The sequence below is a fragment of the Pseudomonas sp. MF6396 genome (assembly GCF_002018915.1).
GTDB lineage: Bacteria > Pseudomonadota > Gammaproteobacteria > Pseudomonadales > Pseudomonadaceae > Aquipseudomonas > Aquipseudomonas palmensis.
Genome location: NZ_MVOK01000007.1, coordinates 34,885 through 56,953 on the forward strand (window position 1 = coordinate 34,885; position 22,069 = coordinate 56,953).

Here is a 22,069-nt window from a genome sequence, read left to right on the forward strand (position 1 = left end):
GCGCCTCACTCCCCTACCGAACCACAAGGGCCTCCCATGCTGCAGATACTCGGCAAAGCTTCCTCCATCAATGTACGCAAGGTGCTATGGGCCTGCACCGAGCTGGGTATCGCCTTCGAGCGCGAGGACTGGGGCTCGGGCTTCAGGTCCACCTTCAGCCCGCAGTTCCTGGCCCTGAACCCCAACGCCATGGTGCCGGTGATCAAGGACGGCGACTTCGTGCTGTGGGAGTCCAACAGCATCCTGCGCTACCTGGCCAACCAGTACCACGGGCAGCACCTCTACCCCGCCGAGCCCCGGGTGCGCGCACGGGTGGACCAGTGGATGGACTGGCAGGCCACCGACCTCAACAAGTCCTGGACCTACCCCTTCCTGTCGCTGGTGCGCCATTCCCCCGACCATCAGGACCCCGAGGCACTGGCGGCGGCATGCAGACAGTGGACCACCAACCTGCAGATCCTCGACCGCCAGCTCGAATCGACCGGCGCCTACGTCAGTGGCCAGGACTTTTCACTGGCGGACATCGCCATCGGCCTGTCGGTCAATCGCTGGTTCGAAACCCCGCTGGAGCATCCGGATTTTGCAGCGGTTCGGGCATACTACGAGCGTCTGACCGAACGCGAAGGGTTTGTCATCCATGGAAGAAACGGTACCCCGTAACGCCACCGTCACCACCGAAACCTCGGTGCGCCGCCGCTCGCTGCTGGCCGGCTGCAGCGCCCACGCGGTGCACGACGGGCTCACCGACGTGATCTACGTGCTGCTGCCGCTGTGGCAGGCGCAGTTCGGCCTCAGCCTGGCCCAGGTGGGCCTGTTGCGCGGGGCCTATTCCGGGATGATGGCCGGCTTTCAGCTACTGGCCAGCCGCGCGGCCCGGCGCTTTGGCCGCGAGCGCCTGCTGGTGGGCGGCACGCTGCTGGCCGGCGTGGCCTACCTGGTCGCCGGCCAGGCCACCGGCCTGGGTGTGCTGCTGGTGGCGCTGATGCTGGGCGGGCTGGGCGCCAGTACCCAGCACCCGCTGGCCTCCTCGATGATCACCGACAGCCACGCGGCGGGCGGCGGGGTCAAGCAGGCGCTGTCGCACTACAACTTCGCGGGCGATATCGGCAAGGCGGTCATTCCGGGCCTGATGGGCGTGCTGCTGGTGGCCGTCAGCTGGCGTACCGGTGCAACGCTGCTGGGCGTGCTGGGTGTGGCTGCGGCGGTGTTGCTGTGGTGGCTGATCCCCTCCCGGGCCCAGGCCCTGGCGGCGGGCGGCAAGGCGCCGAAGCTGGCCACCGGAAACGGCTCGCCGGGCGGCCTGCGTGCCCTGCTGATGCTGGGCATGCTCGACAGCGCGGTGCGCATGGGGTTTCTGACCTTCCTGCCGTTTCTGCTCAGGCTCAAGGGCGCCGGCACCGCCGGTATCGGCCTGGCGCTGACGCTGCTGTTCGTGGGCGGGGCCTTCGGCAAGCTGCTGTGCGGCTACCTGGGCGCACGCATCGGCCTGCTGAAAACCGTCTCGCTCACCGAAGCGGGGACTGCACTGTTGATCGTGCTGGCGGTGGTGCTGCCGTATTCGGCCACGCTGGTGATGCTGCCGTTGCTGGGCCTGGCGCTGAACGGCACCTCGTCGGTGCTGTATGGCGTGGTGCCGGAGCTGGCGGCTGCCGGCAAGCACGAGCAGGCCTTCGCGCTGTTCTACACCGGCACCATCGGTGGCGGCGCGCTGGCACCGGTGGTGTTCGGGCGGCTGGGGGACGTTACCGGGGTGCCCACGGCGGTGGTGGTGCTGGCGGCCACGCTGCTGCTCACGCTGCCGCTGGCGTGGCGGGTGAACAAGGGCTTGGTGGCAGAATAGAAAAGAAGGCGCGGGAGTCTCGGCGCCTTCCTGGTTCTGTGCGGGGTGTGGCGGGGGTTACAGGGGGGAGATGGTACCCAGTGCTCCGATTGCGAAGGCCAATATCAGAAAGCCGAATACAAAAATTGCCATCTTGCCCATGGGAGCTCCTAACTGAGGGGGTGCGGCTGTCGAAGGCCACATTGTCTGCCCCCTTCTGATCTGGAAACAGATGCAGCTAGCGAGGCCAAAAGCGGATCAGATGAGTTCGGCTGAAAAGCCCAGGCTGGACGCAACCGTCTACCGCGCCCACCGCCTCGCCCCCGCCACACACAGGATCACCCCCACCGTCACCCCCAGCATACCCGGGCTGACCTGCTCGCCCAGCAACCCCGCCGCCAAGGCCAGGCCAAAGAACGGCTGCAGCAACTGCAACTGCCCCACCGCCGCAATCCCGCCCTGGGCCAGGCCGCGGTACCAGAACACGAAACCGATCAGCATGCTGAACAGCGACACATACCCCAGGCTCACCCACGCCGGCAGGCTGATACCCGCGAACGTCGACGGCGCCAGGTACCAGGTCAGCACCAGCATCACCGGCAACGACACCAGCAGCGCCCAGCAGATCACCTGCCAACCGCCCAGCGCCCGCGACAACCGTGCCCCCTCGGCATAACCCAGGCCGCACACCACCACCGCCAGCAGCATCAGCAGGTCACCCTGGGGCGACGCCGCCAAGCCCTGCGACAACGCAAAGCCCACCACCATCAAGCACCCCAGCACCGAAAACAGCCAGAACACCGGGCGCGGGCGCTCGCCCCCGCGCAGCACGCCAAACACCGCGGTGGCCAGCGGCAGCATGCCGATGAACACGATCGAATGCGCCGAGGTCACGTACTGCAAGGCCAGCGCGGTCAGCAGCGGAAACCCCACCACCACCCCAAGCGACACCACGATCAAGGGCATTACCTGAGCCCGGGTCGGGCGCGGTTGCCTGAGCAGCATCAGCAAGGCCAGCGCCAGTACACCGGCAATGGCGGCACGCGCCACGGTGAGGAACACCGGGTCGAATTCCAGCACCGCCAGGCGCGTGGCCGGCAAGGAGCCGCTGAAAATCACCACGCCGATCAGGCCGTTGATCCAGCCACGGGTGGCGTCGTCCAGGGTACGAGGTTTGAGAGTCTGTTCCATTGAAGTCACGCTCGACAGGTTGCAGGGGTAAGGGCACGCTTGCCAAAAACCATGCTAGGGCCGACGATCAGCACAATCAAAAAATCGTCATGGATACATCTGAACATGCCTCGTTCGCGCTACAAGGCCCTGGTCGACACCTTTGCCGCCGACATTCGTGACGGCAGGCTCGCCCCTGGCACCCGCCTGCCCACCCACCGTCACCTGGCCGCGACCCATGGCCTGGCCCTGGTCACCGCGTCACGGGTTTATGCCGAACTCGAGCAGATGGGCCTGGTGAGCGGCGAGACCGGGCGCGGCACCTTCGTGCGCGAAACCTCGCTGCCGCCCGACCTGGGCGTCGACCAGCAGGTGGTGGCCGCCGGCATGGCCGACCTGAACTTCAACTACCCGGCATTGCCCGGCCAGGCCGACCTGCTGCGCAGCGGCTTGCGCCAGCTGGCACTGAGCGGCGACCTGGAGGCGCTGCTGCGCTACCAGCCCCATGCCGGGCGCGCCCATGAACGCGCCTGCATCGCCCGGCACCTGCTCGGTTGCGGGCTCGAGGTGAATCCAGAGCAGGTACTGATCGTCAGCGGCGCCCAGCACGGGTTGGCCGTGGTGCTGATGGCCCTGCTGCAGCCCGGCGACGTGATCGCGGTCGACGCCCTCACCTACTCCGGGTTCAAGGTGCTGGCCGAGGCGTTGCGCCTCGAGATGCTGCCGATTCCGGTCACGCCCCACGGGCCGGACCTCGGCGCCCTGCAGCGGCTGTGCCGCAGCCGCCCGGTACGCGCGGTGTACAGCATGCCCACGCTGCACAACCCGCTGGGCTGGGTGATGAGCCTGGAGCAGCGCGAACAACTGGTGTCGATTGCCCGCACCCACAACCTGCACCTGATCGAGGACGCCGCCTACGCCTTCCTGGCCGACGACGCGCCGCCGCCCCTGGCCCAACTGGCACCGGAGCGCACGCTGTACGTGTCAGGCCTGTCGAAGAACATCGCCACCGGCCTGCGCGTGGGCTTCATTGCCGCGCCGCCGCACCAGGTTGCCGCGCTGGAGCGCTCCATTCGCGCCACCACCTGGAACACCCCCGGGGTGATGACCGCCATTGCCTGCGCCTGGATCGAGGACGGCACGGTGGAGCGCCTGGAAGCCGAGAAGCGCGCCGATGCCCAGGCCAGGCAGGCCATCGCCCGCGAAGTACTGGCGGGCATGCCTTGCGTCACCCACCCCACTTCGTACTTTCTGTGGCTACCGCTGGCCGATGACGCCCGCGCCGAACAGATCGCCGCCGCCCTGATGCGCGAACAGGTGGCGGTGTCCACCGCGCAGCCGTTCGCCACCACCAGTCACGTGCCGCGTGCACTCAGGCTGGCGCTGGGCTCGGTGGACCTGGACACGCTGCGCGCGGCGCTGGCGAAGGTACGCTGGGTAGTGCAGGCGTACTCCTGAAGCCCACGCCTCAGAAGTCGTAGCGTGCACTCATGCCCAGGGTGCGCGGCGTACCCAGCACCCCGGTGTAGGCGCCGTTGGGCGAGTTCCACAGGGTGGTGTAGTAGGTCTTGTCGAAGGCGTTCTTCAGCCACAGCGACACGTCCCACTGGCCCTGGCCCCAGTCGCCGCGCACCCCCGCCGACAGGTTGACCAGCGCATACCCCGGCAACTGCGCCAGGCGCGAATCGTCCACCGTGCCCACCGCCTGCGAGCGCCAGGCGTAGTTGCCGTTCACGTAGGGTTGCAGGCCGTTGTCCAGGTCCCACTGGTAGCTGGCGCTGGTGTTGGCAATCCATTTGGCCGCGCCCACCACGTTATGCCCGCTGAGGTCGCAGGCGGCCGGGGCGCCGGGGCGCAAGGCCACCTCCGCCGGGCATGGGGCGTTGTCGTAGGACAGGTAGCGCACATCGTTCCACGAGCCGTTCAGGCTCAGGGTCAGGCCACGGCTCACCCGCCAGGTACTGTCCAGCTCAAGGCCACGGCTGCGCACGCTGCCGGCGTTGGTCAGGTAGCTGGTGAGGTTGGCGTCGTCGTAGGCGTTGGTCTGGTAGCCGTGCACAATCGTCCAGAACAGGTTGGCATTGAGTTGCAGGCGCTGATCCAGCAGCGTGGTCTTGATGCCCAGTTCGGCGTCGTTGGCCCGTTCGCTACCGATCAGCAGCGAGTCGGCGCCGGCCACCGGGGCGCTGGCCACGCTGAGGTTGACCCCGCCGGACTTCTCCCCGTGGGACAACGAGCCATACGCCAGTACCTGGTCGTTAACCCGCCAGGCCAGGCTGGCCAGCGCCGACGGGCTGAAGCTGTAGAGGCTCAGGTCGCCCGAATCATAGGCGCCCACACGCCCCTGCCTTACCGCTGCCGCCGCACCCGTCACGCTCGCGCCGCCCACCGGGGCATCGCGCGTCACCCTGGCCTGCTTGCGCTCGTAGGTACCGCGCAGGCCCAGGCTCAGGTCCAGGCGCGGGGTCAGGTGCCAGGTGCCCTGGGCAAAGGTGGCGAAACTGTCGGTGTCGATGCTGCCGTGGCCCACGCTGTTCACATCGTTCAATGCGCCCTGCGGGGTGCCGTTCCAGGTGTCGGCCAGCGGCCCGTACTCGGTGAACACGCGGTTCTGCATCTGCTGGCGAAAGTAATAGCCGCCCACCACGTAATCGAACCGCTCACCCAGCGGCGAGGCCAGGCGCAGCTCTTGCGAATACTGCTTGTCGCGGGCCGACTGGCCTACGTTGTGCATCACGTCCACGTTCAGTTCGTCGTCGTTGCGCGGGGTGAAGTCCCACCAGCGGTAGGCGCTGATCGACGTCAGCGTGAAGCCATCGGCCAGCCCCCAGTTCGCCTCCAGCGAGGTGCCGCCCTGGAACACCGTGACACGCTGGTCGGCATCGAGGTTGACCCTGCGCCCGTCGACCAGCGTCGCGCCCACCGCCTGGGCCCGCTGTTCATAGCGGTTGACCCCGTTGATGGTCGGCCCGGTGCTGAACAGCGAGCGCGTGCCGGCGCTGGAGTGCTCCTCGTTGTAGTCGCCAATCCAGCGCAGGCTGAAGTCTTCCTGCGGCCTGAACAGCAACTGCCCGCGAAAGCCCTGGCGTCGGCCGCCGCCCAGGGTGTCGCCGTCGAATTGGTTCTCCACGTAGCCGTTCTCGTCGGTGCGGTAGGCCGCCACCCGCCCGGCCAGCGTGTCGGTCAACGGCCCCGACACACCGCCCTGCACCTGCCGGTAGCCGTCCTCGCCCAGCGACGTCGACACGTTGCCCTGCGGGGTGAAGGTGGGCTGGCGGGTGGCGATGTTGAGCACCCCGGCCGTGGTGTTCTTGCCGAACAGGGTGCCTTGCGGGCCGCGCAGCAAGGCGATCTGCTCGATGTCCAGCAGGTCGAACACGGCCATGCCGGGGCGGCCCAGGTAGACGTTGTCGAGGTAGATCCCGGCGCTGCCCTCCAGGCCGTCACTGGCCGGGTTGTTGCCCAGCCCGCGAATCGACAGGCTCGACTGGCGCGGGTTCATGAACGCCACGTTGACGCTGGGCATGGCCTGTTGCAGGTCCTGCAGGCGATACAGGCGCTGGGCCTCCAGGGCCTGGGCGCCCAGCACGCTCATGGGGGTGGGCACGTGCTGCGCCTCTTCGCTGCGCCGGCGCGCCTCGACCGTCACCGGGGCAAGGGTCGGGGCGTCGGTGGGGGCCGGCTCAGTGGCTGACGCAGGCAGTGACAGCAGGCCCAGTGCGGCCAGGCACAGGGGGCGTGGATAAGGCAGCTTCATCATCGATTCCTTTGGGGGTATGGCGGTACCTCGCTGCGCGTGGTGTGCGTGAGCGTGAGGGTGGGTGCTGGTGCGCTGTGTTCAGGCTTTCAGCCAGGGAATGTCGTCGCGCTGGTAACGGTGCGCGCGGAAGATCGCGTTGTTCTCGCCCGGCAGGTAGCGGCGCGAGGCCGCATCGGGGTAGGCGGCAAAATGCGGGTTGATGTACTCCCACACCACCTCGCCGGCCGGCGTCACTTCGAACAGGCGGCCGAAGTTGGCCTCGGTGATCAGCGTGTTGCCGTTGTGCAGACGCTGTGCACCGCCCATGAACGGGGTGAAGAAGGCGTAGCCGGGGGTATCGGCGTACTGCCATTCGATGCGCCGGGTCAGCGGGTCGATCTCCAGGATGCGCGAGTGCGGCATCGACACGTGGGGCCGCGAAATACCGTTATCGAACACCAGGATGCGGCCGTTCTCCAGCTCGCTCGGGCAATGCTGCTGCGCCACCAGATCGTGGCCCAGACGCCACAGCACCTCGCCGCTGCCGCGCTGCACGGCGATCACCGACGACACGCTGCGCAAGCTGAGGATCACCTTGCCATCGCGACCCGGGGTCACCGCATTGGTCATGGGCCAGTGGTAGCGCTCGAAGGTGTCGTGCAGCGGGTAGTCCTCGGGGCGCAGGTGCTCCCAGCTGCGCCACTCCCACACCACCTGGCCCTGGCGATCCACCTCCTTGACCACGTCGGCATAGATCACCCCGCCCGCCGCCTCGCTGCCGGGAATACCGCCCACCACGCGGCTGGCCAGCTCGGGGCTCAGGGGCTCGACCGTGGTGTACAGCAGGTGGCCGTTGTCCAGCCACTGGGCATCGTGGTGGTGCAGCAGATCGGTGTGCTGCCACACCACCTCGCCTTGCGCGGTGACTTCACTGAAGGCGCCGCCGTGCCATACCGACCAGCCGGGGAACAGCTCGGGGGAGTCGGGGTGGTTGCCGTTGTAGCCCAGGTTGCCGTTGGGCAGTATCACCGCGTCGCGACCGGGGCGCTGGGGCAGCTTCCAGCGGTGTACCACTTCGCCGTCCAGGTCGATCAGGAACACGTTGCCGTCGGCGGTCTGCGGTGCGAACAGGGTATAACCCCCGGCGCTGCGGGCGTGGTCCACGGCAACCAGGCCGGTCCTGTGGCGTTTGAGGGTCGGGGTGTGCAGGGCAGTCATGAGGTTTCTCCGGGTGAGTGGTGCCCTGCCGACGGCAGGTCGGCATGGCAGGTCGAGTTGAAGTGTTTAGTCAGGTTGTGGCAGCAAACTGTTGAAACGGCTATCGAATACCTGTTCAACCTGCAACGGTTTGGGGATCAGGCGCTCGGCGGCGAAGGCATCGGCCAGGCGTTGCTGCAAGGCGATGATCGAAGGGTCGATGGGCACATAGCGCAGGTGCTGGTGCGCCAGCATCTCGCGCACCAGCTCAAGGGGCAGGCGCGTGCTGCCTGCCAGCGCCTGGGCCCAGGCATCCGGGTGGGCGGTGGCCCAGGCCTGCGCCCTGGCCAGGCGCACCATCAGCTCGCCCAGCTGTCGAGCACGCTGCGGGTCGGCCAGGGCCTGGCCGCTGGCGACCGTGAAGTTAAGGCCGGTCTCGGGCCAGGCCGAGCCGTCCACCAGCACCCGGGCGCCGTGGGCGGTGGCCTGCCCGACAAAGGGGTACCACACCGCCCAGGCGTCCAGGTGGCCACTGGCAAAGGCGTTTTGCGCATCGATGGGGCTGGCATAGGCGATCTTCACCTCCCGGGGGCTCAGCCCGGCCTGGCGCAGCGCGGCCAGCAGCAGGTAGTGGCCGCTGGAGCCTTTGGCCACCGCCACGCGCCGGCCCTTGAGGTCGACCACCTGTTGCACCGTCGAGCCTTGTGGCAGCAGCAGCGCATTGTTGTTCTGGGCGCCGTCGGCCACGCCGATGATACGGATGTCGAAACCGCCGGCCTGGGCAAACACCGGCGGCGCATTGCCCACCACCCCCACATCCACCGCCCCGGCACTCAGCGCCTCGAGCAAGGCCGGGCCGGCCGGGAACGGGTGCCAGCTCAGGGGCAAGGTAGGAGTCTGGGCCTCCCCGGCGGCCTGCAGCAGGGTTTGTACCAGCCCGCTCTGGTCGCCGACCCGCAGCGCGGCAGGTGCGGCGCTGACGGCCTGGGCCAGCACCATGCCGGCGCACAGCGCCACGGCGCGCAAGGTGGTGCGGCGGGCGTGCAGGTGCTTGGCAGCAGCAGCGAATAACGGCATTGTCGTCCCCTTGTTTCGTGTTGAACCCAGTATGTCGAGGCCCCCCGTGCAACTCCATGCCAAACACCCCTCCTTTGCTGCCACGCCACCCGCGCCCCGCACGGTGGTGGTGCTGGGTTTCGACGATGCGTTGCTGCTCAATGCGGCCGGCCCGCTGGAGGTGTTCGGCGCCGTGCCGCGCCTGCTGGCCGGCGCGTTCGCACAGCACCCGCCCTATCGCCTGGTACTGGCCTCGCCCGAGGGCGGCCTGATCAGCACGGTGTCGGGCATCGAGGTGATGACCCGTTCACTGGCGCAGCTGGACCTGGAGCTGCGCGACATCGACACCCTGATCGTGGCCGGCGGCCCTGGGGTGGCCGCACTGGAAGCAGACCCGCGCGCGTGCGACTGGCTGCGCCGGCGCCATGGGCAGATTCGCCGGCTGTGCTCGGTGGGCACCGGCACCTTCGCGCTGGCGGCTGCGGGCCTGCTCGATGGCCGTCGGGTGGTGACCCACTGGAAGTTCAATGACGAGTTGCAGGCGCGCTACCCCAGCGTGCAGTGCCAGCCCGACGCGCTGTACCTGAACGACGCCAACCTGTGGACCTGCGGCGGCGCCACGGCGGGCATCGACCTGGCGCTGGCACTGGTGGAGCAGGACCTGGGCCCCCACGCGGCCCTGGCGCTGGCACGCTACTTCACGGTGTTTCTGTGGCGCTCGGCCGGGCAACCGCAGCTCAGTGCCTCGTTGCAGGCACAGTCCAACGCGCTGCGCACCGCACCGGATGTGCGCCTGGCCCGGCTGCATGCCTGGATCGCCGCCAACCTGGATGGCGACCTGCGGGTGGAGCGCCTGGCCGAGCAGTTCGGCATGAGCCCGCGGCATTTTGCCCGGGCCTATGTGGCGGCCACGGGTGACACGCCGGCCCAGGCGGTGGAAACATTGCGCCTTGAAGCGGCGTGCCGCCTGCTGGAGACCACCCGCGAGCCGATCAAGCGCATTGCCGAAACCGTCGGCTTCGGCCGCGAAGAACGCATGCGCCGGGTGTTTCAGAAAGAGCTGGGCACCAGCCCGCTGGGTTATCGTACCCAGGCCAGGGCCCCGCAACCGGGCGTGCCCGTGCCGGTGGCCGGCCAGACCGGCTACCGCCATGTGGAGCGGCCGGGCATCGCGCTGGAGCATCTGGCGCAGTAGATTCGGATTGTCGAGAACGGAGTGATCATGAAAGTTCTGTATACCCTGCTTGCCCTGCTGGCGTTGAGCGGACTGGGTGGCACCGCCTATGCCAAGGCACCGGCCGCAGAGGCGGCGCGCGAGTTCGTGGTCAAGAGCCAGGCCGGGGCCAACCTGGGGCCGATTGCGCTGTCGGCGGCCATGCGCACCAACACCTACGGCCTGCTGACTGCGCAGGTCGGCAGCCAGCAAGCGGAAAAGAGCGTGACGGCGGCCATCAAGGGGCTGCTGCCCAAGTACCAGCCGCAGTGGGACCAGCACCTGGTCGAGGCCTACAGCCAGTCGTTTTCGGCGAAGGAGCTGGCGTCACTGGCCAGCGAAGGTCGCGAATCCAAGTATGCCGACAAGGTGATGAGCAAGCAGCCAGACATCGGCAAGGCCATGCAGGCCAGTTCCAGGCCGGTGCTGATCGAGCTGGTGACCGAGGCGTTGAAGGTGGCGGTGGCGGCGCATCCGGTGAAGTGAGGGGCGTAGTTGCCTGCTGGTGCTGCGCACCCGATCGCGGGTCAAGCCCGCTCCCACAGGTTTGCGCTGCTTCTGTGGGAGCGGGCTTGGCCCGCGATCGAGCGCAAAGCGCTCGCATGGCTCAAATCACACGGGTAGTGCCCCTTCCAACCATAGGTCCCTCATCGCAACGCCTCACGCACACATTCAATGGCTTCACCTACCGAGCGCCCCTGCACCGCTGGCGGGTCTTCGCGCTCACCGAACTCGCGCCACACGAACAGGGTCAGCTCCGCGCCATCGGTGAGCGACTGGCAGCCGGCCCCGGCATAGGTCTGCAGCAGCCGATAGCGCTCATCCTTCCAGAACAGCGCCTCCACCCAGTCGTACACCGGGATGAAGTGAAAGTGAATCGGGTACCCCGGCATATGCCCGTACCGGCTGATGTACAGCCACTTGGGCTGCAACTGGCGCTCCATCACCGCCTGCGTCCTGGCCATCAGCCCGCCCATCTCGGCCAGCGCCGCGTCGGGCAGTTCCGCCAGTGAATCGACCGGCTGGCGCGACCCCAGCATCAGATAACCCGGCAACGCCGAAGACAGATGGTGGTTGAGTACCCAGTGTGCGGTTTCGTGAACGATGAACTCAGCGGGGATCTTCAACGCGCCTTCACCTCGGCCAGCGCCTCGCGCAGTGCCTGTGCATCGGCCAATTCCTGCTTGGCCGTCACGCGCCCGTGCTCCAGTTGCAGCAACAGCACCGTGCCCTCGGCGCCCGGGTAACGCGAGGCCACCCGCCCCTCGCGGTCCAGCAGCACGCGGTAGCTGTAGTCGCGCATGGCCGGGATGGCGAACAGCTTGGCGATCAGCGCCGGCATGCGCTGCACGTCGGCGACAAACACACCCTTGCGCGCCTCCAGGTAGCCCTTGGGCTGCCCCTCCAGCACCGCCTTGACCAGCTTGCCACCCTCCATGCTGCGCGCCACCAGCACCAGGGCAGTGTCGTCGTTGAGGGTATACGGCTGCTCGAACTGGTCGAGCAGGGTCCACGGGGCCACGCGCTCGCCCACCTCAAGCGCCTGGGCAACGATGGGCATCAGGCCCAGCAACAGCACGATCAGCACTCTCACACCACACCTCGTTCATTGGGCTTCGACAAGCCGGCGACTATAGCGCGACTCAGGCAGGCGAAGACATCGCCCGCGCCACCGCATAAAGTGACGCTTTTTTCCGGGAGGTATGGATGAACGCGCCCACTGACCACACCCTCACCGCCCGCGAGGTGTGCCAGCAGCTACGTGACGCCGCCCTGGGGCTGGCCAGCCTGCAGTGCCTGCAGGCGCAACCGGCCAGTGGCGTGATGCAGGTGCAGATCGACGGCTGGCAGTTGAGCCTGGATGTCGAACACGGCCACCTGCACCACTGCCAGCGTTGCCAGAGCCCGGATGGCCGGGTGTACGAGCCTGGCCTGCGCTACGGCACCGACCCGGTCTACCTGCTCAGCACCTGGGAACTGGCCCGGATCGAGCGCCTGCTCGGCGCCTAGCGCTGCGCCATGGCATGGCGCGCGCACTGTTCGTAGTAGGTCTGCTTGATGGCTGGCGGCTTGAGCCGCGAGCGGCTGTTGTAGGTCTGTTCGGTAATGCCCATGGCCGTCATGCGCATCCACGGCTTGGGGAACTTGCGTGATTGCAGGCGCTTGCGCGCGGCATACAGCGTGACCCCGGACAGCTTGGACTGCTGCGCGCCGGCGGCAATCTCCGAACCCCAGCTGCACACGAAGCGGTCATTCTTGTTCAGCGCCTTGGCGTGCGTCGCCAGCGAGAAGGTGGCCAGTGCGCACACGGCCACGGTCATCACGAAACCTCGCATGAAGTCATCCTAACCCGTTGAAAGGCGGCGAGTTTGCCAAGGATGAAAAGGCGCCGGGGCCAGCAAATTGCCTTATGTGTCCTCCAGCAGTTGCAGCAGGCCCAGTGCATCGCCTACCGCAGCGCCGCTGGCGGTGTTGTCGAAGATGCACCAGCACTCCACGCCGGCCTCCAGGGCCTGGCGTATGTCCTGGGCCAGCAGTGCCAGGCGTTCGTGCCCATAGGCGCTGTGATAGAGGCGTGGCGAGCCGTGCAGGCGCCAATAGCGCAAGCCGGCCCAGCCACCTGGCTGCACGGCACCGATGGGGCTGGGGTCGGCCCCCACCTGGGCAATGCGCCAGCGTTCGAGCAGCGCCCCGGCGTCGGCCCAGGAGGCATGGCGCGGCTCGAACGCCACGGCGCCGGCGTAGCGCTCACGCAGTGCACCGAAGAACGCCTGCGCCACCTGCGGCTCGCAGGCCAGCGATGGCGGGGTCTGCACCAGCAGGCATCCCAGGCGCTCGCCCAGCTGCATGCACTGCTGCACAAACGCATCCAGCAACCCGGCGCAGTCATGCAGGCGTTGCACATGGGTGATCTGCTTGGGCACCTTGACCGAGAACACGAAGCCTGGCGGTACCGCCTGAGCCCAGCGCGCATAGGTGGCGGGCTGGTGCGGGCGGTAGAACGAGCTGTTGATTTCCACGGCCGGCAGGCGCGACGCATAACGCTGCAGGTACGTGCCCTGCTCGGCGAACGCCGGCCAGTACGCGCGCGGCAGGCTCCAGCCGGCACAGCCGATGCGTAACAAGGGGCTCATCGAGCGGCCTTGAGTTCGATCCAGGTGGGTGCATGGTCGCTGGCATGCGCTTCGTTGCGCACCCAGGCGTCGACCCCGGCGTTTTTCAGGCGCCTGGCCAGCGGCGGGTTGAGCAGCAGGTGGTCGATGCGCAGCCCCGAGTTCTTCTGCCAGTGCTGGCGAAAATAGTCCCAGAAGGTGTACACCCGCTCGTCCGGGTACAGGTGGCGGATAGCGTCCGTCCAGCCCTGGGCCAGCAGGCGCTGGTAGCATTCGCGGCTTTCGGGCTGCAGCAGCGCGTCCTTGAGCCAGGAGCGCGGGTTGTAGATATCCAGGTCGGTGGGCACCACATTGAAGTCGCCGGCCAGCAGCACCGGGTGCTCGCTGTTCACCAGGCCCTGGGCGTGGGCGATCAGGCGTTCGAACCAGGCCAGCTTGTAGTCGAACTTGGGCCCCGGTTGCGGGTTGCCATTGGGCAGGTACAGGCAGCCGACCTGAATGCCCAGCACCGCCGCTTCCAGATACCGGCTTTGCGTATCGTCCTCGCTTCCCGGCAAGCCGCGGCGCACCTCCAGCGGTTGCGCGTCACGGGCCAGAATCGCCACACCGTTCCACGACGCCTGGCCATGGTGCAGGCAGCCATAGCCGAGGGCTTCGAAGTCAGCCACAGGGAACGCGCTGTCTACCGCCTTGAGCTCCTGCAGGCAGGCGATGTCGGGCTGTTCCCGCTCCAGCCAGGCCAGCAGGTTGGGCAGCCGCGCCCGCAGGCCGTTGATGTTGAATGTGGCGATCTTCAGCGTTTTCATCCGCACCTCCCTGGCGATCAGGTATCCGGGTCGTCGACCTTGGCCTCCACGGCCGCTTCGATGGCGTGCGTGTTCGCCTCATCGGCCATGGCCTTGAGCGCCAGCCAGTCGTCCCATTCGATGGCACCGTCGTCCAGCAGCGCCTGGGCCAGGCTGACCAGGGCCTGGTGGTAGGCATCCGGCGACTCCAGCCGGTAACTCTGATCGTCCAGCACGGCATACCAGGCTTTGAGTTCAGGCATATTGCGGTCAACCGACATGGCATTGTCCTCTGGGTCACTCAGCTCTAGTGAGTGCCGGACGTGGCCGAACGTTCAGTTGCAGTGCACAGGCGGTCAGTCGGCCGCCACCACCTGATTGCGCCCCTGGGCCTTGGCACGGTACATCGCCTGGTCGGCGCTGTTGAGCAAGGTGTGCAGGTCGCTGTGCGCCGCACTGGCCACCGCCACGCCGAAGCTGGCCGTCATGCCCTGGCGGCCGTCGCTGTGGTGCACGAACTGCAATTGGGCGATGGCTTGCGCCAACTGTTCGGCGATGCCCAGCGCCGTGTCCATCGGGGTGTCGGCGAGCAGCACCGCGAACTCCTCGCCGCCCAGCCGACCGTACACGTCGGTGTCGCGGAACGAAGCCTTGATCACCCCGCCGATCTGGCGCAGCACCTCGTCGCCGACCTGATGACCGTAGGTGTCGTTGATGCGCTTGAAGTGGTCGATGTCCAGCATCAGTGCGCACAGCGGGCGCTGCTCGCGCTGGCTGTGGGAGTACAACTGCTGGGCATGTTCGAAGAACGCCCGGCGGTTCTTCAGGCCGGTCAGCTCATCGGTTTGCGCCGCGCTGCTGGCGATGTGGTGCGCGCGTTCCATCTCGTGGGTCAGGCATAACGCCTTCTCCAGCGCCGCGCAGAGCTTGCCGGTGGCGCGCAGCATGAACGAGGAAAACACCAGCACCGCCAGGGCCATGCCGGTCTGCAGCTGCGAGGGCTGAAACAGCAGCCACAGCGTGCAGGGCAGCAGCACCAGGCCGATGGCGGCCAGGGTCATCGAGCGGTAGGCGTAATAGCAGGACACCGCGCTGCCCGACATGCCCACGGCGAACAACAGCACGATCGCCTGGGCCAGCAGGCTGTCGTGCGGCATCACCGCCAGCGCCCCCAGGCCCCACACGCCGGCACTGAACACCAGGGTGACCCAGTATCTGCGTTCCCAGCGCGATGGGGTATGGCTGGTCTCGGGGCTGCGGTAGTAAGCGGTGAACAGCACGATGCGCGACAGGGTCGCCACGCTCAGCACGCCGATCCAGCTCAACGCGACGTTGTGTTCGATGTAGTCCCAGCACAGCCAGCACAGCATCACTGCGCCAAGAAAGCTGCCGTATACCGCGGTCAGCGACTGACGGAACAGCAACTGCAAACGGTCGGTACGGGCCAGTTGCGCCACAGTGGCATCAGGGTGCGAAAAGGGATGATCCATTGGCTATGCCCGCTATGGTGAAGCGCTGGTAAGCCGCATTGTGGCACTGTGCGATCATCTCGAACAGCCGGCTGTCGGCTGGGGCGCGCACGTGCGATTGAATGTTCAGAGGGTCGAGGATAGCCTGTGCGCACGGCGGCCATGCCGACGTCTGACGCCAGGAGTGCACCATTGGTCTTGAACCTCGATATTCGCAGCTATCAGGCTGAAAGCGCTCATCACCAGCATGACTTCACGCAACTGGTGCTGCCCATCTGCGGGCGCATGGAAATCGACGTGGATGGCCGCGGCGGCAGCATCGACAATGCCCTGGCGGCGCTGGTGCGACCCGGTTCGCAGCACGCGCAGCTGGCGCAGCCCGGCAGTCGCTTCCTGGTGCTCGACTGTGCCCCCGATGCACTGCACGGCCAGCCGTTCACGGCGCTGGCGCAACGCACCTACGTCGCCATCCCGCCCGCCACCCGGCGCCTGATCGAATATGCCGAGCTCATCGGCCGTGACCAGCTGGCGGCCACTGCAACGCACCTGGCGCCCTTGCTGCTGGCGTCGCTGGCCGCCCTGCCGGTGCAGCCGAACCCCGGCCTCAACCGCCTGATTGCCCAGGTACACGCCCAACCAGCCGCCGCCTGGAGCAACGAACGCATGGCCCATGTCGCGGGCATGAGCCTCAGCCAGCTGCATCAGCGCTTTCGCGAGCTGCATGACTGCACCCCGCAGGGCTGGCTGACCCGCGTACGGATCGAGCAGGCCCAGCGCTGGCTGGGCGACAGCCACCTGCCGATTGCCGAGATTGCCCTGCGCAGCGGCTTCAGCGACCAGGCCGCCCTCACCCGCGCCATGCAGCGGGTGGGCGGCATCACCCCCGCCGCCTACCGCAGGCGCCAGAAACAGCCTGGGTAAAAAAACCCGCAGTCGGCGCCAATACCACCACTGGCAAAACCCGCATGCTGGGCACCTTTCACGGCAGGGGTGGTGCGATGTTCGCTGATCGTTCGTTGGTAAAGGGGCTTGGCTACGGCGTGGCGGCCGGGGTGTGCTGGGGCGTGATCTTCCTGGGCCCCGAACTCACCCCAGGGTTGAGCGGGGTGCAGTTCGCGGTACTGCGGTTCCTGTGTTACGGGCTGTTTTCGCTGGTGCTGCTGATGCCGCGCCTGCACCGGGTATGCGCGCAGCTCACCCGTGCCGACTGGGTCTCGCTGTTCTGGCTGAGCCTGGTGGGCAACCTGGTGTACTACTCGCTGGTGGGCAGCGGCGTGCAACTGGTCGGCATCGCCACCACCTCGTTGATCGTCGGTCTGATCCCGGTGCTGGTGACCCTGGCGGGGCGCCATGACGCCAACGCGGTGCCTGTGCGGCGGCTGATCCCCTCGCTGACGCTGGCGATGGCCGGCGTGGCCCTGATCAGCCTCGATGCGTTGCACAGCGGCGCCGACACCCGCACCAGCAGCGGCCAGGTGATAGCCGGCCTGCTGTGCGCCGTGGGCGCGCTGGTGAGCTGGAGCTGGTACGCGGTGGCCAATGCCCGTCGGCTGGCCCTGGTCGGCGGCGTGTCCTCCCACGACTGGGCCTTGCTCACGGGCCTGATGACCGGCGCACAGGCGCTGGTGCTGGCGATTCCGGTGCTGGGCCCTGAAGTGGCGGCCCATGGCGCGGCAACCTGGGTTCACTTCGTGCTGGTGGCCGCGGGCGTGGCGCTGCTATCGTCGGTGGTCGGCGGCGCCTTCTGGAACCAGGCCAGCCGGCTGCTGCCGCTGGCGCTCAGCGGCCAGGTGCTGGTGGTGGAAACCCTGGCGGCGCTGCTGTTCGGCTTTTTGTGGGAACAGCGGCTGCCCGGTGCGCTGGAGCTGGTTGCTATTGCGCTGCTGGTCGGTGGCGTGGTCTGGTGCCTGAACTGCCACCGCAGCGATACTGCCAGTGCCACCGCAACCTCCTCCTGAACCAATGGACTGTGAAATGCTCACCATCAGACCCGCTACCAGCGCCGATGCCCAGGTGGCCTACGACATACGTCGGGAAGCAGTCCGTCATCACTGCATCGGGGCCTACCCGGCAGAACAGATGCTGGCCTGGACGGCGGGCACGGCCGAGGATGGCTACGCCAGCCTTATGGCCAGTCACTTCTACATGGGGTGCATCGAAGGTGAGCCGGTGGCAACCGGCATGCTGGATGTGAATGCCCGTGAAATCGGGGCGATCTTCGTGTTGCCGGGGTACATGCAGCAAGGCCTGGGCAAACAGATGCTGGCGTTTCTTGAAGCGCTGGCGCGCAACCTGGGGCTGGCGCAGGTGAACCTGGACGCCACGCTGAACGCAGCAGCCTTCTATCGACAGTGTGGTTATGTGGGCGAAGCGACAGCGCTCTATCACTCTCCCCGGGGCATCGACCTGGCGTGTGTGCCCATGACCAAGGTACTGGTGTAGGTCGGCGCCGGCCTCTCGCGGGTCAAGCCCGCTCCCACAAGGATGGCGGTGTGCCTTGTGGGAGCGGGCTTGACCCGCGATGCTGTCACTTCGTCCCGAACATCGCCGTCCAGTAGATCCCCGCATCGCTCTTGGGGTCCACCGCATAAGCCGCGCCCAGCTCCTTGAACTGCGGGTTCATCAGGTTGGCGCAATGCCCGGCGCTGGCCAGCCAGCCATCAACCACCTTGCGCACGTTGTCCTGCCCGGCGGCGATGTTTTCCCCGATCAGCTGATAGCTGTAGCCCTGCAACTCGGCGCGGTCGCCCGGCATGCGCCCGTCACGGTCGCGGTGGTCGAAGAAATTGCCGTTGGCCATGGCCCGCGTATGGCCCTGTGAGGCCTCTGCCAGGGTGGTATTCCAGGCCAGCGGCGCGCTGGCCGCATAGGCCTGGGCGCCGCACTGGCGCGGCTGGGCCCGCGCACTGTTGATCGCGTCGAGCAGCTTCTGCCCCTCCACCTGCGACTCCGCCAGCTTGGCACTGAGCAGTGGGCGCGCCAGCACGATGCGCCAGTCACGCCCTTCGCGGCTCACGCCCACATCGACGAACTGCGGGTCGAGCACCACCTTGCAGAAGCTCTCCTGAATCGCCTTCATCGCTGCCGCTGCATCGCGCGGCCCCGACAGGCTGATGGCCTGCACGCTGACCATCGGGTACGAGGCCTTCACCAGCGCCTGTTGCAAGTCACCGACACCGTTGGCCGGGAGCACCAGGCGCGGGTCGCTGGCCAGCGGCGGCAGCTCCAGCGACACCTGCTCGGCACAACGTTGCGACTGGCTGCGATAGCCATTGATCGACTCGACCAGTTGCGTCTCGTCGCTCGCCACCGCCAGCGTGGTGACAAGCATGCCCAGCGCCAACGCGCCCAGACGCAGCCTGGATGATAAGTCGTGCATGTAACTCTCCCTTGAACAAACTGCGCCCATGATGCGGGATTTTGTGTTGCTTTCGTAGCACCACGGGATGCGACGCATTATCAATACCTGCCTGTGCGCCGCTATCGAGCTTGGATGCGCAGTGCCGGCCGGCGTTCCTTGCCCTGCGCACAAATCCACCGGTTGACGCCCCTACCCTCACACCAGCCGCAGGCTGGCAGCGGCTTGCGCGCCCGTGTCGCCAAGGCGCTGCTGCACGAATGCCCTGGCCTGGCGGGTGAGTTGATCCAGATGACGGTCGCGCTGCTTTTCGGCGTCCACCATGGTCCGCTTGCCGTGCTGCTTGAGCAGGTAGGCGTGAATCTGCTGGACCTCAAGGGTGCGGTAGATCGGCGCCACGTCGAGCACCGCCAGCAGCCCCTCGGTGGCGTGATCGCGGGTGTTCATCAATACCTGCGGCCCGCGTGCCCCCAGCACCTGAAAGCCCATCGCCTCGAAATACGCCACCTTGCCCACGGCGCAGGCCAGCTCCACGTGCGGGTAGCGCTCGCGCACCTGCCCCAGCAGGGCCCGGGCGATGCCCTGGCGCCGATGCCCGGCCAGTACCGCCATGTACGCCACCGCACAGGCCTGGGGGTCGTCCTGCACCGGCAGGTACAGCACGAACCCCAGCAGCTGCGAGGGGTCCTGCTCGTCGGTGGCCACCAGCAGCTCCACCGGGATGCCGCGCGCGCCACTCAGGGCCTCCAGGTACAGGTGCACTTCATAGCCGATGCCGTACTGGTAGAGGCTGTACAGCGGGTTGCTCGGCGGCAGGGCCACGCTGCTGATGTCGGTCAGGTAGTCGACCACCATCTGCAGGATCTGGCCCTTGATCGGTTCGTCGGGGGGTGTTTGCAGCAGGGTGATGACAGGCATGCGGCGTCTGGCTCCGGAAACAGGGTGACCTTTGCGGTCCTGGCGGGGATTCTACAGGTCTGCGCGGCCCCGCCCTACCCCGCGCTCAAGCCCCACAGCACCTGCAGCACATGGCCGGTGGCACGCTCCACCTCGCCGCTGCGGTGCGCGATGCCCAGCTGGCGCCACAGCAGCGGCTGCAACGGGCGCATCACGATGCGCGCATCGGCCAGCGGCGTGGAGCCTTCGTTGGGCAGCAGGGTGGCGCCGTAGCCGGCAGCCACCAGGCTCTTGATCGCATCGTTGTAGTTGAGCTGGATGCGCGGCGCCGGCTGCTGGCCGGCCGCGTTGAACCACTCCGAGGTCAGGCGTGACAGCCCGGTGCTGCTGTCGTTGAGAATCAGCGGCTGGGTCGCCAGCCACTCGGGCGTGACCTGCGCCGGGCAGTCCCAGCGTGCCGGCAGGTACGCCATGACCGGGTCGCGCCGCCAGGGCTCGATGCTCAGCCCCTTCACCGGGCTTTGCGGCAGGGCCACCAGGCCGATGTCCAGCGAGCCCTCGGCGAGCTTGTTGAGCGTTTCGCGCGAGGTCAGCACCGCCACCTGCACATCGATGCCGGGGTGTGCATGGCCCAGGGTTTCCAGCGCCTGGGGCATCAGTTGCGCAATCGCCCCGGTGGACGCCCCCAATCGCACGCGCCCGGCCAGGCCCAGCACCTGGCGCTGCACGTCGTCCAGTGCCTGCTGCGCGTCGGCCAGCAGGCGGCGGGCGCGCTCCACCAGGGTTTCGCCGATGGCCGTGGGCTGCACGTTGCCGCGGGTGCGCGAAAGCAGGGTGCCGCCCACCCGTGCTTCAAGCTCGGCGACATGCAGGCTGACCGTGGGCGGCGCCAGGTTGAGCACCCGCGCGGCTTCGGCGAACGACCCCAGGTCGGCAATCGCCACCAGGGTACGCAAACGGTCCAGGCTGATTTCACGCATGGATGTTGCCTCTTCAGTAAAACTGAACCTGACCTTTGCCAAATTCAACTTTTCCTATCTTAACCGCGCATCGAAGATAAGCCCTGACCTTTTTCACGTGCGAGCACACTCATGGCCACACCCGTTGTATTCATCGATGGCGACCAGGGCACCACCGGGTTGCAGATCCACCAGCGCCTGCAGGGCCGAACCGACCTGCAGTTGCTGACCCTGCCCGCCGAACACAGAAAGAGCCCGCAGCACCGCGCCGTGGCGATCAACGCCTGCGACATCGCCATGCTGTGCCTGCCCGACGATGCCGCGCGCGAGGCGGTGGCCAGCATCCGCAACCCGGCGGTGCGGGTGATCGACGCCAGCTCCGCGCACCGTACCCACCCGGAGTGGGTCTATGGTTTCGCCCAGATGAGCCCGCAGCAGGCCGAGCGCATTGCATCAGCCAAGCGGGTGAGCAACCCCGGGTGCTACCCGACCGGGGCCATCGGCCTGCTCAAGCCGTTGATCGATGCCGGCCTGTTGCCGCAGGACTACCCTGCCAGCCTGCATGCCGTGTCGGGCTACTCGGGCACCGGGCGTGCCGGTGTCGAGCTGTACGAGGGGCCGGATGCGGCCGGGGCGCCGGCATACCAGGCGTATGGGCTGGGGCTTGCGCACAAGCACGTGCCGGAGATCCAGCAGTACAGCGGGCTGGGCCAGCGGCCGATGTTCATGCCGGCCTATGGTGCGTTCCGCCAGGGCATCGTGCTGACCATCCCGGTGCAACTGCGGCTGCTGGCGCCGGGTGTTACCGGGGAGCGCTTGCAGGCGTGCCTGGCCGAGCACTATGCGCAATTGCAGCACGTCGAGGTGCTTTCGTTGCAGCAGGCCAAGGCGCTGACGTACCTGGACCCGCAGGTGATGAACGGCACCGACGACCTGCGCCTGATGGTGTTCGAGAATGGCGAGCAGGTGCTGTTGGCGGCGGTGTTCGACAACCTGGGCAAGGGCGCGGCGGGGGCGGCGGTGCAGAATCTGGACCTGATGATGGGGGGTGAGTGAAGGGCACTTCCCTGGCGATTGGCGCGGTGGCCTCGCAGCAAAAGCCTGCATTGTGCATGTAGGCCCTGCGACCGCTTCGCGCTCGATTCGCGGGTCAAGCCCGCTCCCACGCCCTGCGGGCAGAAGCGGATTATGCATGGCTCAATGATCTGTTTCGGGCCGCCAGGCCGTAGGAGCGGGCCTTGCCCCGCGATCTGGTGCGCAGCGCCAGCAAAACCTGCCCACGCGGTTTTTCTGC

At 67.4% G+C, this 22,069-nt stretch carries 24 protein-coding genes; 10 read left to right on the forward strand and 14 right to left on the reverse strand.

Features of this window, described 5'->3' with window-relative positions:
• The first annotated feature begins 36 nt into the window (after positions 1–36).
• Both MF6396_RS09090 and MF6396_RS09095 read left to right on the forward strand, forming a co-directional pair.
• Positions 37–660, forward strand: coding sequence for a glutathione S-transferase family protein (locus MF6396_RS09090; RefSeq protein WP_043860541.1), 624 nt, complete (start codon positions 37–39; stop codon positions 658–660).
• Positions 638–1,840 carry an MFS transporter gene (locus MF6396_RS09095; RefSeq protein ID WP_078480128.1) on the forward strand — a complete coding sequence of 401 codons (1,203 nt, stop codon included), beginning with the start codon at positions 638–640 and terminating at the stop codon, positions 1,838–1,840. The genes MF6396_RS09090 and MF6396_RS09095 overlap by 23 nt, the downstream gene beginning before the upstream one ends.
• A gap of 279 nt (positions 1,841–2,119) precedes the next feature.
• On the opposite strand, the gene MF6396_RS09100 is transcribed toward MF6396_RS09095, so the two are convergent.
• Positions 2,120–3,010: a DMT family transporter gene (locus MF6396_RS09100; protein ID WP_054915345.1), complete on the reverse strand. Its 891-nt coding sequence runs from the start codon at positions 3,008–3,010 to the stop codon at positions 2,120–2,122.
• 105 nt (positions 3,011–3,115) lie between these two features.
• Here MF6396_RS09100 and MF6396_RS09105 point away from each other — a divergent pair, with 105 nt between their 5' ends.
• Positions 3,116–4,447 carry an aminotransferase-like domain-containing protein gene (locus MF6396_RS09105; RefSeq protein WP_054915346.1) on the forward strand — a complete coding sequence of 444 codons (1,332 nt, stop codon included), beginning with the start codon at positions 3,116–3,118 and terminating at the stop codon, positions 4,445–4,447.
• 10 nt (positions 4,448–4,457) lie between these two features.
• On the opposite strand, the gene MF6396_RS09110 is transcribed toward MF6396_RS09105, so the two are convergent.
• The 3 genes from MF6396_RS09110 to MF6396_RS09120 form a co-directional block, all read right to left on the reverse strand.
• Entirely contained in the window at positions 4,458–6,746 is a 2,289-nt protein-coding gene (locus MF6396_RS09110; RefSeq protein ID WP_078480129.1) for a TonB-dependent receptor, read from the reverse strand.
• Between the two features lie 81 nt (positions 6,747–6,827).
• Positions 6,828–7,946 (reverse strand): aryl-sulfate sulfotransferase, encoded by a 1,119-nt coding sequence (locus MF6396_RS09115; RefSeq protein ID WP_043860506.1) that lies wholly within the window; start codon positions 7,944–7,946, stop codon positions 6,828–6,830.
• 66 nt (positions 7,947–8,012) lie between these two features.
• Positions 8,013–9,002 carry an ABC transporter substrate-binding protein gene (locus MF6396_RS09120; protein ID WP_078480130.1) on the reverse strand — a complete coding sequence of 330 codons (990 nt, stop codon included), beginning with the start codon at positions 9,000–9,002 and terminating at the stop codon, positions 8,013–8,015.
• Between the two features lie 46 nt (positions 9,003–9,048).
• Here MF6396_RS09120 and MF6396_RS09125 point away from each other — a divergent pair, with 46 nt between their 5' ends.
• Both MF6396_RS09125 and MF6396_RS09130 read left to right on the forward strand, forming a co-directional pair.
• Entirely contained in the window at positions 9,049–10,176 is a 1,128-nt protein-coding gene (locus tag MF6396_RS09125; protein ID WP_238596423.1) for a GlxA family transcriptional regulator, read from the forward strand.
• A gap of 27 nt (positions 10,177–10,203) precedes the next feature.
• Positions 10,204–10,680: a hypothetical protein gene (locus tag MF6396_RS09130; protein ID WP_078480132.1), complete on the forward strand. Its 477-nt coding sequence runs from the start codon at positions 10,204–10,206 to the stop codon at positions 10,678–10,680.
• A gap of 161 nt (positions 10,681–10,841) precedes the next feature.
• Here MF6396_RS09130 and MF6396_RS09135 read toward each other — a convergent pair whose 3' ends face one another.
• Both MF6396_RS09135 and MF6396_RS09140 read right to left on the reverse strand, forming a co-directional pair.
• Entirely contained in the window at positions 10,842–11,321 is a 480-nt protein-coding gene (locus MF6396_RS09135) for an HIT family protein (protein WP_078480133.1), read from the reverse strand.
• A complete protein-coding gene (locus tag MF6396_RS09140; RefSeq protein ID WP_054915351.1) occupies positions 11,318–11,788 on the reverse strand; it encodes a hypothetical protein in 471 nt (156 codons plus the stop codon). Before MF6396_RS09140 ends, MF6396_RS09135 begins: the two co-directional genes overlap by 4 nt.
• A gap of 113 nt (positions 11,789–11,901) precedes the next feature.
• Here MF6396_RS09140 and MF6396_RS09145 point away from each other — a divergent pair, with 113 nt between their 5' ends.
• Complete coding sequence (locus MF6396_RS09145; protein WP_043860502.1) at positions 11,902–12,204, forward strand: DUF7693 family protein; 303 nt, start codon at positions 11,902–11,904, stop codon at positions 12,202–12,204.
• Here MF6396_RS09145 and MF6396_RS09150 read toward each other — a convergent pair.
• The 5 genes from MF6396_RS09150 to MF6396_RS09170 all read right to left on the reverse strand — a co-directional run bounded on the left by MF6396_RS09150 (position 12,201) and on the right by MF6396_RS09170 (position 15,582).
• Entirely contained in the window at positions 12,201–12,530 is a 330-nt protein-coding gene (locus MF6396_RS09150) for a hypothetical protein (protein WP_043860501.1), read from the reverse strand. The genes MF6396_RS09145 and MF6396_RS09150 overlap by 4 nt on opposite strands.
• A 72-nt stretch (positions 12,531–12,602) precedes the next feature.
• Positions 12,603–13,328: a DUF72 domain-containing protein gene (locus MF6396_RS09155; RefSeq protein WP_078480134.1), complete on the reverse strand. Its 726-nt coding sequence runs from the start codon at positions 13,326–13,328 to the stop codon at positions 12,603–12,605.
• A complete protein-coding gene (xth, locus tag MF6396_RS09160) occupies positions 13,325–14,113 on the reverse strand; it encodes an exodeoxyribonuclease III (RefSeq protein ID WP_043860499.1) in 789 nt (262 codons plus the stop codon). Before xth ends, MF6396_RS09155 begins: the two co-directional genes overlap by 4 nt.
• Before the next feature lie 17 nt (positions 14,114–14,130).
• Positions 14,131–14,373 carry a hypothetical protein gene (locus MF6396_RS09165; protein WP_078480135.1) on the reverse strand — a complete coding sequence of 81 codons (243 nt, stop codon included), beginning with the start codon at positions 14,371–14,373 and terminating at the stop codon, positions 14,131–14,133.
• Positions 14,374–14,448: 75 nt separating this feature from the next.
• Positions 14,449–15,582, reverse strand: coding sequence for a GGDEF domain-containing protein (locus MF6396_RS09170; protein ID WP_043860497.1), 1,134 nt, complete (start codon positions 15,580–15,582; stop codon positions 14,449–14,451).
• Between the two features lie 171 nt (positions 15,583–15,753).
• On the opposite strand from MF6396_RS09170, the gene MF6396_RS09175 reads away from it, so the two are divergent.
• From MF6396_RS09175 to MF6396_RS09185, 3 genes are all read left to right on the forward strand, one after another.
• On the forward strand, positions 15,754–16,482 hold the full coding sequence (locus MF6396_RS09175) for an AraC family transcriptional regulator (protein WP_078480136.1): 729 nt from the start codon (positions 15,754–15,756) through the stop codon (positions 16,480–16,482).
• A 77-nt stretch (positions 16,483–16,559) separates the two neighbouring features.
• The gene (locus MF6396_RS09180) at positions 16,560–17,519 is read left to right on the forward strand and encodes a DMT family transporter (RefSeq protein WP_078480222.1); all 960 of its coding nucleotides are present in this window, start codon (positions 16,560–16,562) and stop codon (positions 17,517–17,519) included.
• 16 nt (positions 17,520–17,535) lie between these two features.
• Complete coding sequence (locus tag MF6396_RS09185; protein ID WP_058540690.1) at positions 17,536–18,003, forward strand: GNAT family N-acetyltransferase; 468 nt, start codon at positions 17,536–17,538, stop codon at positions 18,001–18,003.
• An 85-nt stretch (positions 18,004–18,088) separates the two neighbouring features.
• On the opposite strand, the gene MF6396_RS09190 is transcribed toward MF6396_RS09185, so the two are convergent.
• The 3 genes from MF6396_RS09190 to MF6396_RS09200 all read right to left on the reverse strand — a co-directional run bounded on the left by MF6396_RS09190 (position 18,089) and on the right by MF6396_RS09200 (position 20,796).
• Positions 18,089–18,940, reverse strand: a complete 852-nt coding sequence (locus tag MF6396_RS09190; RefSeq protein WP_043860494.1) for a CAP domain-containing protein — start codon at positions 18,938–18,940, stop codon at positions 18,089–18,091.
• Positions 18,941–19,117: 177 nt separating this feature from the next.
• The gene (locus MF6396_RS09195; protein WP_078480137.1) at positions 19,118–19,837 is read right to left on the reverse strand and encodes a GNAT family N-acetyltransferase; all 720 of its coding nucleotides are present in this window, start codon (positions 19,835–19,837) and stop codon (positions 19,118–19,120) included.
• A gap of 74 nt (positions 19,838–19,911) precedes the next feature.
• Positions 19,912–20,796 (reverse strand): LysR family transcriptional regulator, encoded by an 885-nt coding sequence (locus tag MF6396_RS09200; protein WP_043860492.1) that lies wholly within the window; start codon positions 20,794–20,796, stop codon positions 19,912–19,914.
• Positions 20,797–20,907: 111 nt separating this feature from the next.
• Between MF6396_RS09200 and argC the strand changes: the two genes are divergently transcribed.
• Entirely contained in the window at positions 20,908–21,831 is a 924-nt protein-coding gene (gene argC, locus MF6396_RS09205) for an N-acetyl-gamma-glutamyl-phosphate reductase (protein ID WP_078480138.1), read from the forward strand.
• Positions 21,832–22,069 lie beyond the last annotated feature (238 nt).